Consider the following 15,031-nt stretch of genomic DNA (forward strand, 5'->3'; position numbering starts at 1 on the left):
CAGAGCAGCCCCTCTCCTAAATAAATTCATCTTCGCTATATTTAGCGTTAATATCCTCAATGCGCAGGGTAACACGAGTGCCGACTCCAAGCTCACTCTCTACAAGCAGTCCAAACGAGCTGCCGTAATGCAGGCGGATTCTCTCATTTACATTACGTAGTCCAATCCCGAACCTTTCATTGTCCGTTCCAGTTTGCAGACTATTGTTTAAGGAACGAAGAGTAGCTTCATCCATACCGATCCCATCATCTTCTACACAGAATACGGCATCTCCATGCTCACTCCATGCGGTGATGCTCAAGGTGCCCAGTCCTACTTTTTGATCCAAGCCGTGAAAGACTGCATTTTCTACGATCGGTTGAAAGACAAGCTTAATAACAGGAAGATGAAGGAGTTCGTCCGGCACGTCAATGTTAAGTCTGAATTTGTCTGGGAATCGGATTTCCAGAAGCTGATAATAATTCCGTACATGATCCAGCTCTTGTCTAATTGTAACAGCCTCTTCGTTTCGGACAATGCTGTAACGCATTTGAAGTCCCAGTAAATAGGTTAGCTTCGCCACACGTGGATCATCATTGCTCTCTGCAAGCATGCGGATGGATTCCAGCGTGTTATAAATAAAATGGGGATTGATCTGGTTCTGAAGTGCCCGCATATCAGCCTTCTGCTTCCGTTTCTCCGTGATGGATACTTCTTGTAACAGATCTTTGACCCTTACGATCATCCGATTAAAATGACTGCCCAGCATCCCAATCTCATCATTATATTTGGAATGCTGCCAGACATCCAGATTACCATGCTGCACCCGTTTCATTAGGCGGACCAAGGATTTAAGGGGTTTGGTCAGGGCATGGGAAATTATAGTCGCAACAAAAAGCGCAAAGGCAATGATGATCAGTGTGGTCAAGATAAGCGTATTCCGATTCTTTTGTACAGGGGACAGGATACGTGTTAAAGGAATCGTAACCATGGTGGTCCAACCGGTCTGTTTCGAGACGGTATACACTGCAAGATAAGACTGGCCATTCAAGTCTATTTGAAAATGATCCTGCTGCTGATTTACTTGCTGCAGCAACAGCTTTGTATTCAGAGTTTGTGTATCGGCAGCCAGATTCGGAACCGCTGAATCTTCACTGGCATAGATCAGTTCTCCATTGTTATCTACAATGAACGTATTTCCTTGCGTAACTGCATTTACGGGATCGATAATACCCTTAAACAGATTGATGTCTACATCGAAAACGAGAATTCCTATATTCTGCAAAGTACTTACAGAGTTAATCGTACGCAGAACACTAAAGACCTCTTTATGGACATTCGAGTTGGTACGGATTGTATGTCTGCCCTGAATGACAGGCGCCGCTCCGGCATCTTCACTCATGGCTCTCCATTTGGCTAATCGTTCCTCTGGATACAGCTCATTAATTCCGGCGTCCTTATCATAAAAGACCGAACCGTACTGGTCCACCAAATACACGGCAATGATCTCTTCCTTAGTGTGATTCAAATAGCTAAGGAACATCGCCATGCCCGTATTTTTTTCCCAGTCGGTATTTTGCTGTGTCAGGTAGACTTGCACATCGGTATTATACAGCGGCAGGGCTGTATATCTCTTGAGGTCGGCAATATACCGGTCAATGGTATCTGAAGCATTCGATGTCATTTGACCCGCACCGTCAGTCGCATTCACAAGAACCGAGTTGAACATGGAGCGGGATGATAGATAACTTACATAAGTGATCGGCAGAGAGATCAGAAAGACAAAGATAACGATCAGCTTGCGCTCCATCGGTAGATTGGCAAGGAACAACCACATTTTGCGTAAAGTTAACCGGATGTATGATAGCATTTGCGTTGTTCCTTTCCTGTAATAAGCTACCTTATTTGACCGCTCCGCTGGTTACGCCTTCAAAGATGTAACGCTGCAGGAAGAAATATAAAATTACTGTTGGCAGCAGAATAAGCAGAATAGCTGCACAGATTAAATTCCATTCCCCCGAATTGACCCCTTGAAAACGCATCAGGATCGTCGTAACTACACCAAGGCTTTGTTTAGGCATATAGAGATAAGGGATGTACATGTCATTATAGATACTAATGGTTTTTAAAATAATCAAAGTAGCCGTTGCTGGCGTAAGTAAAGGGAAAATAATCGACCGATAGATTCTGAACAGAGAGGCACCTTCTACCATCGCACTTTCATCGAGATCCACAGGAATATTACGGATAAATTGCAGATATAAAATGATTTGAATTACATCTGCTCCAATATAGAGCACGATCGGGGCGCCAAGCGTATTGTAAAGACCCATATTTTTGATGATACCAAAAGTCGCTACTTGTGTCGTGATACTAGGAATGATAGTGGCTACTAAATAAGCACCGAAAACAATGGGTTTCAATTTGAAAGAAAAGCGTCCTAATACAAATGCTACCATAGTCCCGAACAAAATGTTCAGAATTAAAGTGATAGCTATAATAATTAATACGTTGCCAAAGCCATTGAGTAGACCTCCACGCTGAAACACGGCAATGAAGTTATCGAAGTTTAAAAAGCTTTTTGGCAACGCGGTGGAGCTACTGCTGTTGAATTCTTCGGTCGATTTGAAGGCGTTAACGATGACCACATATGGAGGGAAGAGCACGACGAATACGCCGATAATTAGCGAAAAGTATTTAATGATATCTGTAAAACGAAACTTAGAGTGTGTCATAGCTACTTATCTCCTCCCCGGCTAAGAACAAGTTGTTGTATGAGCAGTACGATGACGACAAAGAAGAGTAGGATTATACTCATTGCAGATGCAAGGCCGTAGTTGTTAAATGCAAATGCGGTATCGACAACCCGTTGTACATAAGTTTGGCTGGCCCCTGCAGGACCACCTTTGGTCAACACGAAGGGGAGATCGAATACTTCCAGTGCCCCTGTAACGGTAAGAAATAAATTAAGCTGAATAACAGCCTTCATATTGGGCAAAGTGATTCTCCACAGCGTTTGAAAGGAGCCGGCACCATCGATCTTAGAAGCTTCATAAATGTCACGTGGAATGGCCTGCAAGGATGCGATATAAATGACCATGTTGTAGCCCATGAAACGCCAAAATCCTGTGGATGCAAGGGAGTAGTTGACTAGTCCTTCTGTTCCAAGCCAACTGGTCTGTCCGAGGCCGGTCAGGCCAATGCTATTTAGGAGCATATTCAATGAACCGTTAGTAGTGTCAAAGACATAACCGAACATAAAGGCTACAGCGACTCCGTTCATGATATAGGGAAGGAAAAGTAAGATGCGGAATGCATTTTTCCCTTTTAGTCTACTATTCAGCACAACCGCAAAATAAATAGCAACGATATTCTGGAGAATTCCCATTGCAAAATAAGCAAAGTTATGTGTGAAAACCTTGAAGATATCAGGATTGGAGAAGACCTCGCGGTAGTTATCTAGGCCAACCCAAGGTTTTTCGGGACTATAGCCATCCCAATTTGTAAAGCTGTAATAGATCAGTTTAAGTGCCGGATAATACGTGAATGTTGCAAGCAGCAACAATGGAATCGTGAGGAAGGATACAATGATTATAGTCTTCTGTTTGTTATAGGAAAGTGTTCCGAACATCGCTAGCCCTTCTTTCATAAAAGCGTGGTATGGAAAGGCAAAATGGATTATCCGTAAAGGCAATAATCCATTTTGCGCCGTTCTGTACTTCTAATCACAAGCTCAAATTAATAGCCGAGGTCCTTCTTGGCTTTAGCCCAAGCTTTATTCCACTTGTCTAATACAGTTTGTGGATCCTTGGCAAGCACGAATTCCTGTACTACAGCAGGAAGATCCAGTTGTGCCTTGTTACCGATCTCTGTAACCTTCGCATCGTCAACAGTTCCTTCTACCAGTTCTACTCCGGTAGCTTGGAATTCTTTCAGCTGAGTCAGATTGGATTCCTTGCCTTTTAATGGAGAGATAAAGCCAGCGAAATCCTCATAGCCCGAATCCTCAATCATCCATTTTACGAAGGCTTTAGCTGCCTCTAAATTTTTGCTGTTTTTGGCAACGGCATAGAAGAAGTCGGGGCTTAGGGTAGCAGATGGTTTACCCGAATTGTCATAAGGGAATGGGAAGAAGCCGACATTGTCTGAAGCAGCGCCTGCTCCGATGACTTGGTTAATAACCCAGTTGCCAAGATAATACATGGCGAACTTGCCGGAAGCGATGTCCTTTTTCGATTGTTCCCAGTTGGTGGAGTTGATGTCTTTTTCCAGATAACCTTTTTCGTTGAGCTCACTAAGCAGGCTAAAGGCTTTACCGTAACCGTTGTCCATAGTGAATGGTGTTTCAGAGTTCAGCTTAGCATTAGGAAAGTCGGGATTGCCTTCAATTAGGCGTGGTGTATCATAAGCCCAAGTACCAAGTGGCCATTTGTCTTTGAAGTTGGAGGACAGTGGAATGACACCTTTTGCTTTCAGCTTCTCGCAGGCAGCCAGGAATTCATCCCAAGTCTTAGGCGTTTCGGTGATGCCGGCATCGGTGAATGCTTTTTTGTTATAAACAATTCCGGAAGTAGAGTTCCCTGTAGTAATTCCGTACAGCTTACCATCAAAGGATTTGAAGTCTTTAAAGGTGATTTGGTCATTCAAACCGAGATCATCCAGTGAAGCAAAGTATTTCGGCAAGTCAGAGTTAGGGATGGAAGGAATAAACATAACATCTGGAAGCTCGCCGCTGGCCATTCTGACTTTAGCCTGTTGGTTATAGTCGGTTTGGGAAGCTTCGAACTCGACTTTAATGTTCGGGTATTTTTCATTAAAGCGCTTTACATATTCGTCATATTCTTTACCGATCATGTCTGTTCTGTTAGTTAGGAAGGTGATTTTGCCGCTGATATCAGCTCCTGCTGCAGGTTCTGCAGTTGCATTCGTGTCACCGCCGGTATTCTCTGTGTTAGTTGCTGCGGGCTTATCAGTTGCGGCAGCACCGTTATTCGTGGTGTTGTCATTATTCGAACCACAGCCAGCAAGCGTTGAAGATAAGACCATAATCATAACAAAGGATAACGAAAATAACTTATTTCTCATAGCTTAATCCCCTTTTCGTTTTTATTGTTAGCGTTTACATGAACATTATAGCTTTATCGAAGCCGTTAATAAATGTATTGTATTATTATTTATTGTCTTTATTTGTTTTGTTTCTGCGTTTATAATTAGCATGTACCTAACAATAAGATAACAAAATACAAAGAATATCAAAAGGGTTCAATGAATTAATTTGAGTCTTATGCTATTTTTGAGAAGTCTATGCTTACCAAACTTAGGCATATGCTTCCGAAGCGAGTTTTGCGCGAAGTCATTCAGAGAAGTCTATGCTTACAAAACTTTTAGGAGGTATTATGAAACATTTGCATATGAATCTTGCGAAGTGGGATTTTAGAGGCTGTGGTGATGAGGAATGGCTTCCGGCGACTGTGCCAGGTACAGTTCATACGGATTTACTAAAGAACGGAAAAATTTCAGACCCCTTTTATGGAACAAATGAACATGATCTACAGTGGATCGATAAGAAGGACTGGGAATATCAAACCTCGCTGCAGTTGGGGGAAGAGTGGCAGGAGCTTGCTTGTACGGAGTTAGTTTTTGAGGGACTGGATACTTATGCAGATGTGTACGTGAATAATGTACATGTGCTCGCTGCTGATAATATGTTTCTGGCATGGAAAGTGGATGTCAAAGAGCAGCTGAAGACTGGAGAAAATAATATACGGGTGAAGTTCCGCTCTGTGGTTAAGGAAGATTTACCGAAATTAGCGAAGCTGGGTTATGCGCTGCCTGCCTCGAATGATCAATCCGAGCTTGGGGGATTAGATGAACAACGGATTAGTATTTTTGCGCGCAAAGCACCTTATCATTACGGCTGGGATTGGGGCCCGCGTTTTTTGACCAGTGGAATCTGGCGTGCAGCATCTCTGGTGGGACGTGACACCGTTCAAATTACTGACCTCTATATCCGTCAAAATGTGATTGCTAAGGAAGAAGCTCGCCTGACCGCAATGGTAGAAGTGGATGCTCCTGCTGCTTGGCGGGGAATGCTGCGAATAAGTGCCGATGGTTTGGAGTGGATGCAAGCGGTTACTTTAGAGGAAGGCAAGCAGCAATTAGAGATGAATATTGTTATACCTGAGCCAAAGCTCTGGTGGTGCAGGGGCCTTGGAGAGCCTCATTTATATACTTTCCAAGCGGAATTGCTGCAGGGAACGGAAGTAGAGGTTAGCAAAAGTGTAAAAAACGGACTCCGCAGTATTGAATTGATTCGGGAGCGTGATGCCAAAGGAGCTTCGTTTTCTTTTGCGCTGAATGGAGTTTCCGTCTTCGCCAAAGGTGCCAATCATATTCCAAATGACAGCTTCACCACAGAAGTAACCGAGGAACGGTATCGGCATGAAATTGCCACAGCAGTAGAATCGAACATGAACATGCTGCGCGTTTGGGGCGGCGGTATATATGAAGAAGATATTTTTTATCAGCTCTGTGATGAATACGGACTGCTGGTCTGGCAGGACTTTATGTTCGCTTGCAGTATGTATCCCGGGGACCAGGCGTTCCTTGAGAATGTGAAAAAAGAAGCCGAATACAACGTCAAAAGATTGCGCAATCATCCCTGCATCGCCTTATGGTGTGGCAATAACGAGATTGATTCGGCCTGGTCACAGTTCGAGGAAAATATGGGCTGGGGCTGGAAAGAAAAACTCGGCGCTGAGCAAAGAGCGACAATGTGGGCCGATTATATTAAAATCTTCCACCGTATTCTGCCGGAGGCTGTAGCCGCATTCCATCCAGGTGTGGACTATTGGCCGTCTTCGCCGCTGCGGGAGCTGACTGGCGATATAAATCAGCATGCGACGCGGATTGTGGGCGAAGGGGATGTGCATTACTGGGGTGTGTGGCACGGGATCGAGCCATTTGAGAACTATAATACAAAGGTTGGCCGCTTTATGAGTGAATACGGCTTCCAGTCGTTCCCGGAACTGAAAACCGTAATGAGCTATGCAGAAGAGCAGGATATGGAGCTTACCTCAGAGGTGATGCTGGCACATCAGAAGAATGGTCGCGGTAATCTGCTGATTAAAGAATATATGGATATGTATCTGCCGCAGCCGAAGGACTTCAAAGCCTTTTTATATATGAGTCAAATCCTGCAGGCCGAAGCGATCCGAATCGCGATTGAAAGCCACAGAAGAAATAAACCTTATTGTATGGGCACTTTATACTGGCAGATGAATGATTGCTGGCCGGTGGCTTCTTGGGCGGGGATGGATTATAACGGGCGCTGGAAAGCTCTGCAATATACCGTGCGTTCAAGCTTCCAAGATGTTTTGTTGTCTATCGACGGTACAGACCGTGAGAAGGTAGACGTTCATGTCGTATCTGATTTAAGAACAGCAGTGAGCGCTGAGTTGGTGCTTACTTTGTATCAGTTTAACGGTTCGGTGCTGCGAGAGTGGACACATCCCTTTGAGCTGGGAGCTGATTCTGCTGCTATCGTATTCTCTTCTCCTGTGGCAGACCTGCTAGAAGGTCAAGGGGTGGGTGATGTATTGCTTGGAATTTGCTTGCAGGCGGATGGCCGGGTGATAGATCACAAGCTGCATTATTTTATTCCGGAAAAAGAAATTGCGTTACAGCGCTCAGTAATTACCGTGCTGGAAACTCCAGAGAGTGGCGGATTAAGCTTCACCGTGACCAGTGATGTATTAGCTAGAGGCGTATACCTGACTTCAGAAGACGAAGGAATATTCTCTGACAATTATTTTGACCTTCTCCCAGGTCAGACCAAGACGATAGAGTTCTCACAACGCGGGAACGATGGAAAAGACTGGATTCCTGCCGCACCTAAAGGGCTAAAGGTTCAATCGATGGTTGATTTTGTGAGCGAAGATTTGCTGTAAATCCTAAGGAGAGAAGGACTGGCACATGGGGATTTTAGTTCAGGAAGATAAGGGATTATTCCATTTACAGAGTGCAGGGATGAGTTACATTCTTCAGCTTGTAAATGATTATCCGGCACATGCGTATTGGGGCAAGAAGCTGCGTAGTGACAGCAATTTGGAAGGGCTGTTGAATCTGGGAGGAAATACGGGTCTCGACCGGCTCCCGCAGGAATACCCACAATACGGGACGGGAGATTTCAGAACACCTGCTTATCAAGTTCGGCTCGAAGACGGCACTCGTATTACAGAGCTGAAATACAGCGGGTATCGGGTAGTTGAGGGTAAACCTTCACTGCCGGGTCTACCATCCGTATATGTTGAGTCTGAGCAAGAAGCACAGACGTTGGAGCTTACACTTAAAGATGATTACACCAAGCTGAATGTTATTTTGCGCTATACAGTTTTTGAACATACTAACGTAATCACCCGCTCTGTGGAGTTCACCAATGCGGGGAAAACGCAGCTGAAATTGCAGCGTGCACTGAGTGCTAGTGTCGATTTCTCGTCTGGCGATATGGATATGATCTATTTGGCAGGAGCTTGGTCAAGGGAAAGTAATCTGACTCGTAGACGTCTGGTGCAAGGTGGTACGACCATTGGGAGCCGCAGAGGGATGAGCAGCCACCAGTTAAATCCATTTGCTGCGCTGGTGAAACCTGAAACGGATGAAAATCATGGAGAGGCCTACGGCTTCAGTCTTGTATATAGTGGAGGCTTTGAAGCTGAGGCAGAGGTCGATTCCTTCGGGATGACCCGGTTTACGATGGGACTGAACTCTTTTGATTTCTCCTGGCTGCTGGAGCCGGGCGAACAATTCCAGACCCCTGAGGTAGTGATGGTGTATTCTTCTGAGGGGATCGGGGAAATGTCGAGAACCTATCATCGTTTGTACCGGACCCGTTTATGCAGAGGATTATATAGAGATAAGGAACGGCCCATTCTGGTCAACAATTGGGAAGCTACCTATTTCAACTTCGATGCGGATAAATTGGAGTCGATTGCGGCGGAAGGAGCCAAGCTCGGGATAGAGCTATTCGTGCTGGACGATGGCTGGTTTGGCAAAAGAGACGCTGACAACTCCTCTCTCGGAGACTGGGTGGAGGATCTGCGCAAGCTTCCGGGCGGACTGTCTGATGTGGCGCAGCGCGTGAACAATCTAGGCTTGCAGTTCGGCCTTTGGTTCGAGCCGGAGATGATCTCGCCGGACAGCGAGCTCTATCGTAAGCATCCCGACTGGTGTCTGCATGTGCCGGGACGCCGCCGCAGCGAAGCTCGCTGGCAATTGGTGCTGGACTATACTCGGGAGGATGTGCGCCAGTACATTTATGAGTCACTGTCCCGGATTTTCTCGACCGTGCCCATTAGTTATGTGAAATGGGATATGAACCGTTGTTTAACGGAGATTGGCTCTGCAGAGTTACCTTCTGAACGCCAAGGGGAAACCGCACATCGTTATGTGCTTGGTCTGTATGAGCTATTGGAGCAAATAACTTCAGAATTTCCACATATCCTGTTCGAGAGCTGCTGTAGTGGTGGTGGCCGCTTCGACCCAGGCATGCTGCATTACATGCCGCAGACCTGGACCAGTGATGATACCGATGCTGTGGAACGACTGAAGATTCAGTATGGAACAAGTCTGGTGTATCCGGTTAGTTCGATAGGCGCGCATGTGTCTGCCGTGCCGAATCATCAGGTAGGACGGATCACCCCGCTGTCCTTCCGTGGAGATGTAGCTATGTCCGGTAATTTCGGTTATGAGCTGGATCTTACGAAGTTTACAGACGAAGAGAAGGAACTTGTGAAGGAACAGGTTGCGAACTATAAGCAAATCCGCAGTCTTGTGCAGCAGGGGAATCTGTACCGTCTGCAAAGCCCGTTTGAGGGCAATGAGACAGCCTGGATGTTCGTGTCCGATGATCAGCGTGAGGCATTAGTTTATTACTTCCGGGTAATGGCTGTGCCACACCCGCCCCGCCGTAGCCTGAAGCTGAATGGTTTGAATCCGGAGCTGGATTATATTCTGGAGGTGAGTGGTGAGGTTTACGGTGGTGATCGGCTAATGCAGGCTGGACTGGCTCTGCCGGATATCCAGCAGGATTTTGTTAGCGGATGTTATAAATTGAAGGTGCAGGATTAGAATTCATTAGATAAACAGAAAGCAAACCCCGAGCAAACACGAGCAAGCCATGAGTAAGCTACGAGCAAGCCATGAGCAAACTACGAGCAAGCCATGAGCAAGCTACGAGCAAGCCACCAGCAAGCCATGAGCAAGCTACGAGTAAGACATGAGCAAGCTACGAGTAAGACATGAGCAAGCTACGAGCAAGCCATGAGCAAACACGAGCAAGCCATGAGTAAGCTGCGAGCAAGCCATGAGCAAACACGAGCAAGCCACCAGCAAGCCATGAGCCTAGCTCGTGGTTTGCTTTTTTTGTTGGCAATGACGAATTTGAACCAGCTGAAGCTGCGGATGGCAAGGCAGCCTTGACCGTCTCCGCCTATACACATATATTCCTTATGTTATGACATCCTGTGCAACTACCTTGCGTAAGACGCTGTAGCTTTTTTACCTGTTCATATTCCGTTCATATTAAGGTCATAGAGAGTACATCTTTATTGGTTAATCTTAGATTAGCAGTTAGTTATGGCAGTCCAATACACAGGTGATGACAGGAGAAGATACGATTGAAAATAAAAGAAGTAATGAAAATGAAGGCGGGCACGAGAACAAGTAAAATACTAAACATACTACTTAAAGTAATAGGAGCAATAATTATCGCAATCCTGCTTTTTCTCGCCATTGTTTATACAGTTAATCTGATCAGCAACAAATCGGAACAGAGTAAAATAGAGCCCTATGGTCAGTTAGTACCTGTTGATGGGAAAAATATGAATGTTTATATTCAAGGAAAAGGTGAAGAAACAGTCGTTCTACTTCCGGGTTATGGCACAACAGCGCCAGCTCTTGATTTTAAATCATTAATAGATGAGCTGTCACCGTTTTACAAAGTCGTCATGATTGAGCCTTTTGGGTATGGATTAAGTGATCTGACCAAAAAGGAGCGCAGCACAGAGAATATTGTAAGTGAAATTCATGAGGCTTTACAGGCTCTTAATATTGACCGTTATATTCTAATGGGCCACTCCATTTCAGGCATTTATGGACTAGATTATGTTAACGAGTATGAAAATGAAGTGAGTGCATTTGTCGGGCTTGATAGTAGTGTTCCATCGATAAGCGAGAGGAAAATCGAAGCTTCGGAATTAAAAACTATAAATCTGCTCAAAAAATCAGGTCTAATCAGATTGCAAATGAAATTCAGTGCTGACCCAATTGCTGAACTACCATTTGATGATAAAACAAAAGAACAAATGAGATTGATCAATCGCAAAAACATATTTAATCCCACCCAATTAAATGAAGCTGGAATGATGTATTCTAATTTTAAATCAGCTGAAAGTTTAACATTTCCTAAAAATCTTCCTCTTATTTTCTTTATACAAGCGAATCAACCAGCAACGGATAGATGGATACCAGAGCATGAAAAGCAAATCAAGGACTCTGTACATGGAAAAATAGTGAAGTTTGAAGAGGGACATTATTTATATCGCACTAAAGCAAAAGAAATCGTAGAAGACTTTCAGGCATTTATGAAAGAAATAAAATAAGTTTGCCGTCGAGCCGAGCGGATTTCAGGATTTCCTCTGATTTTCGTTCGGTTTTTTATTAGTCCGTAAGATATGGGGGAGTGCCACCAGTTAACGATGCTCCATCAATAGGGTTTGGTCTGGGATAAGAATGAGAAGGTGCTGACTGCATATAATGGAGAATTTCCTTGGTTGCTGCTAGGTTCCTAGGTACCCTGCTTCGAATCGGACTCAGGAGTCCTTATTTGCTAGAAAAGAGGTAATTGAGGCTACTTTCGGACCCCAGCGATGCTATTGGCTAATTATCGCAACCGCATGGGGTGTTTTGGAGTAAATAGCTGCACCTGAGTCCGATACCATCTCAAATGTGCGTTTTTTTCGCAAATAGCGTCTGTGCGGTCCGTAAGTAAATAGGGGGTAGGGGTGGTATGAGAGAGTATGAGAAAGTATGAAAAAGTATGAGCAAGTATGAGCAAGTATGAGAAAGTATGAGGGAGTATGAGGAGGCACCAACAGTTAACGATGCTCCAATCATTATGGTTTGGTCTGGGTTAAGAACGAGAAGGCGCCGATTACATTTAATGGAGAGTTCCCTTGGTTGCTGCTAGGTTCCTAGGTACCCTGCTTCGGATCGGACTGAGGAGTCCTTATTTGCTGAAAAAGAGGCAATTGAGGTTACTTTCGGACTCCAGCGACGCTATTGACTAATTATCGCAACCGCATGGGGTGTTTTGGAGTAAATAGCTGCACCTGAGTCCGATAGCTTCCCCAAAAAGCGTTTTTTTCGCAAATAGTGGCTATACGGTCCGTAAGTAAATAGGTGAGTATGACCAGTAGCGCGTGATCAACTAATCGAATGGGTGAGTACGACCAGTGGCGCGTGACCAACTAATCGAATGGGTGAGTACAACCAGTGCGCGCTGACCAACTAATCGAATAGGTGAGTACGACCAGTGGCACACTGACCAACTAATCAAATGATGCTTCCCAATGATCGCCGGCTGACTCGCTAATTATCCGTAGTTTCCAGTAATCTATGGTGAGCCCCAGCTTCCACAACCTCCATAAATCCCACAATGAGCACCACGGTAGCCTTTTTAAGCTAGAGCATGTCCTATTTCTCTATAATCCACATTGACTTGGGTTTGTCACACCCCTATGATGATTATTAATATAAAATATATGACACGAAGAGGAGCGAAACATCATGGCTTTGGAGATCGAACGCAAGTTTCTGCTGCCGGAATTTCCGGAGCAGCTGATTCAAAAGGGAGAATTGAAGATTGTTACCCGTCATAATATCGATCAGACATATCTGGCGATAGATGGTGGTCAAGAGCTTCGTGTGCGTAAAATTACGGATCTGGACTCAGGTGAGGTAACCTACACGCATACGTTTAAGGATGGCAAAGGGATCAAACGCGAAGAGATCGAATATTTTATCTCAGAGGGTTTATATAATCAGATGATCGAAGCGGTAAATGCGGTAGCTTTGGTCAAAGAGCGAATTACAGCGGTGTGGAATGGCACAACGGTTGAGATCGACGTATATTCCCAGCTGAAATTGTCCGTACTCGAGGTTGAATTTGAATCTCTGGAGGAAGCGGAAAGCTTTAAAGAGCCGGAATGGTTCGGTAAGGATGTTAGTACAGAACGGCAATACAGCAACAAAACAGTCTGGAGAGAGCTGCAAAATAAGACAAAGAATTAACGGACTTTAGCGCGTAAACGTGGTAGTATATAGGGAAAACAAGCAGAAATAGCTTTATCATCCCTAACTAGCTTAAGGATAACGTTTAGGGTGAAACTTATAGTTAATTATAAGAACTTATAAGTGGTGCAACTATAATAGCCTTATATTTCTGCGAGAAACAGTTGTCATCTCTATAGGACGACAACGTTGTTTCTTCTTATCATATATTCTTGTCATATATTAACGAGGGGTTCAGGAGGATGAGCATGAAGTTTATAAGCACAAGAGGTAATGTGGAACCTAAAGGTTTTATTGATACGGTGTTGATGGGACTTGCGGACGACGGTGGGTTGATGGTTCCATCCGAGATTCCAGTGGTTTCAGCAGCAACGTTGGAAGAGTGGAGAAGTCTTAGCTATCAGGAGTTGTTCCTGAAGATTGTTGCCTATTACACCAATGATGAGATTCCTTACGAGGATCTGCAGGAAATGGTCAACACCAGTTATGCCAATTTCCGCACACCTGAAGTAACGCCTATACACCAAGTAAATGATTCTTTATATGTACTTGAATTGTTCCATGGGCCTACTTTTGCTTTCAAGGATGTAGCGCTGCAGTTTATGGGTGAGCTGTATTCATATATTTCCAAAAAACAAAACAAAATCATCCACATCCTCGGTGCAACCTCTGGGGACACTGGAGCGGCGGCTATTCAAGGTGTACGCGGCAAAGAAGGCATCAAGATCTGTATTCTCCATCCACACGGCAAGGTAAGTAAAGTGCAGGAGCTGCAGATGACTACGGTGGACGACAGCAATGTACTGAATCTGTCTGTTCATGGTAACTTTGATGATTGCCAGAAGGTGATTAAGGATCTGTTCGCAGATCTGGACTTTAAAGGTCGGTATCATCTGCGTGCAATCAATTCCATTAACTTTGTACGGATTCTGGCGCAGACTGTTTATTATTTCTATGCATATCTGCATGTTGATGGCAGCAACGAGAAAAAGATTAATATCAGCGTGCCTTCCGGTAACTTCGGTAATATTTTCTCGGGCTATTTGGCTAAGCAAATGGGGCTTCCTATTAACAAGCTAATCATTGCTACGAATGAAAATAATATTTTGGAGCGTTTCGTGAATACTGGCGAATACAAACCAGGTAATTTCACAAGCACTTACAGCCCTTCGATGGATATCCAAGTGGCAAGTAATTTCGAACGGTATCTGTATTATCTGGTAGGCGAGGATTCTGAGAAGTTATCCGCGTATATGTCCAAGCTACAAACCGAAGGCAAGATTACGGTTGAAGGCGAGGCGCTTCAGCAGGTGCAGAAGGATTTTGCAGCGCTGGGTGTGAAGAATGATCAATGCTTGAATACGATCGCTAAGTATCAAAAAGAATATGGCTACCTGCTTGATCCACATACAGCATGTGGAATCGCGGCTTACGAAGCCTTTAATGGCCCGGATGAGATTGGCGTTACCTTTGCGACTGCACATCCAGCTAAGTTCGATGAGGCAATTACTTTGATCGATATTAAGCAGGAATTCCCGGCACAGATTAAAGCATTGTTCGAGATGCCACAACATCAAACCGTAGTGGATCATGACAAGGATGAAATCGTGCGTCAGCTGCAAGCTTTTTACGGATTGTAATATCATATACAGTTCTACTTCACAGCACAGCCCCCGTTCTTGGGATAAGAACGGGGGCTGTT

At 44.6% G+C, this 15,031-nt stretch carries 10 protein-coding genes; 6 read left to right on the forward strand and 4 right to left on the reverse strand.

Annotation, left to right across the window (positions count from 1 at the left end; all coding sequences use genetic code 11):
- Window positions 1-16: 16 nt before the first annotated feature.
- From NYE35_RS04545 to NYE35_RS04560, 4 genes are all read right to left on the reverse strand, one after another.
- On the reverse strand, window positions 17-1,849 hold the full coding sequence (locus NYE35_RS04545; RefSeq protein WP_076214905.1) for a cache domain-containing sensor histidine kinase: 1,833 nt from the start codon (window positions 1,847-1,849) through the stop codon (window positions 17-19).
- Between the two features lie 31 nt (window positions 1,850-1,880).
- On the reverse strand, window positions 1,881-2,714 hold the full coding sequence (locus NYE35_RS04550; RefSeq protein ID WP_051491485.1) for a carbohydrate ABC transporter permease: 834 nt from the start codon (window positions 2,712-2,714) through the stop codon (window positions 1,881-1,883).
- Window positions 2,715-2,716: 2 nt separating this feature from the next.
- On the reverse strand, window positions 2,717-3,610 hold the full coding sequence (locus NYE35_RS04555) for a carbohydrate ABC transporter permease (protein WP_036686923.1): 894 nt from the start codon (window positions 3,608-3,610) through the stop codon (window positions 2,717-2,719).
- A gap of 107 nt (window positions 3,611-3,717) precedes the next feature.
- Window positions 3,718-5,064, reverse strand: coding sequence for an ABC transporter substrate-binding protein (locus NYE35_RS04560; RefSeq protein WP_038568815.1), 1,347 nt, complete (start codon window positions 5,062-5,064; stop codon window positions 3,718-3,720).
- A 311-nt stretch (window positions 5,065-5,375) separates the two neighbouring features.
- Between NYE35_RS04560 and NYE35_RS04565 the strand changes: the two genes are divergently transcribed.
- The 6 genes from NYE35_RS04565 to thrC all read left to right on the forward strand — a co-directional run bounded on the left by NYE35_RS04565 (window position 5,376) and on the right by thrC (window position 14,969).
- Window positions 5,376-7,928, forward strand: a complete 2,553-nt coding sequence (locus NYE35_RS04565) for a beta-mannosidase (RefSeq protein ID WP_076274014.1) — start codon at window positions 5,376-5,378, stop codon at window positions 7,926-7,928.
- A gap of 25 nt (window positions 7,929-7,953) precedes the next feature.
- Window positions 7,954-10,107, forward strand: coding sequence for an alpha-galactosidase (locus NYE35_RS04570; RefSeq protein WP_076274015.1), 2,154 nt, complete (start codon window positions 7,954-7,956; stop codon window positions 10,105-10,107).
- Between the two features lie 192 nt (window positions 10,108-10,299).
- The gene (locus tag NYE35_RS04575; protein WP_178944348.1) at window positions 10,300-10,458 is read left to right on the forward strand and encodes a hypothetical protein; all 159 of its coding nucleotides are present in this window, start codon (window positions 10,300-10,302) and stop codon (window positions 10,456-10,458) included.
- Between the two features lie 221 nt (window positions 10,459-10,679).
- Window positions 10,680-11,639, forward strand: coding sequence for an alpha/beta fold hydrolase (locus tag NYE35_RS04580; RefSeq protein ID WP_370511246.1), 960 nt, complete (start codon window positions 10,680-10,682; stop codon window positions 11,637-11,639).
- A 1,186-nt stretch (window positions 11,640-12,825) separates the two neighbouring features.
- A complete protein-coding gene (locus NYE35_RS04585) occupies window positions 12,826-13,329 on the forward strand; it encodes a CYTH domain-containing protein (protein ID WP_036680734.1) in 504 nt (167 codons plus the stop codon).
- Window positions 13,330-13,577: 248 nt separating this feature from the next.
- Window positions 13,578-14,969: a threonine synthase gene (thrC, locus tag NYE35_RS04590; RefSeq protein WP_036680736.1), complete on the forward strand. Its 1,392-nt coding sequence runs from the start codon at window positions 13,578-13,580 to the stop codon at window positions 14,967-14,969.
- Window positions 14,970-15,031 lie beyond the last annotated feature (62 nt).

Source organism: Paenibacillus sp. FSL L8-0494 (assembly GCF_038003695.1).
Classification (GTDB): Bacteria; Bacillota; Bacilli; order Paenibacillales; family Paenibacillaceae; genus Paenibacillus_AQ; species Paenibacillus_AQ odorifer.